The 684-nt window shown below is 40.1% G+C and carries 1 protein-coding gene; it reads left to right on the top strand.

Features of this window, described 5'->3' with window-relative positions:
- A partial coding sequence (locus AC1DWN_RS34820; protein ID WP_477563359.1) for a S4 domain-containing protein occupies window positions 1–238 on the top strand: 238 nt, incomplete at its 5' end.
- Window positions 239–684: the final 446 nt, after the last annotated feature.

Here is a 684-nt window from a genome sequence, read left to right on the forward strand (position 1 = left end):
GCCTACTACAGAACTGGCTGAGCAGGAGTCAAGCAATATCATGGATTTGGTTATTGAAGTAGGAGCGGCTCCATCCAAAAGACAAGCGAAGCAGGATATTGAAAGCGGAGCGGTTTATGTGAACGGTGTGAGACGTACAGAAATAGATGCAGTTATCACGAAGGAAGAAAGACTTCACGGTAAATATATTGTGCTGCGCCGTGGAAAGAAAAACTATTTCCTGGCCCGTTTCTCTTAAGAAGATATTTTGTGGTATAAAAATGGATAGGGCTGTCCTGCGAGCAATGGTATTGCTCATGGGACAGCCCTGATTTGTATCTTATATTTAACCGAACCTCTTCGAAAATGAAAGGTCGTTTGGAATCCCCTTGTTAATACAAACTGCATGTGTACTAAGTTGCCTACTACTCGCATCCTAAAACAACGAAAGCCCTACCTCTCTCTCGTCCTTGCGGCTCCGATGACCGCGCCAGTGTGAATCAGAAATACTGCACGAAACATGATTGGGTATTAACAGCAAAGAAATCAAAATCTGAGGATAACATTGAATCTTACTGGGGATTTTCTGGGGTTAAATATAATACATTATTTCTATAATACTATAATTGAAATAAGAATGCAACATCTTATTTTGTTCTTTTTTGATAAACCGAATGACTTTGGATAATCTGGACATTATAGGGA

This window comes from Paenibacillus sp. P4_A7 (genome assembly GCF_056402455.1).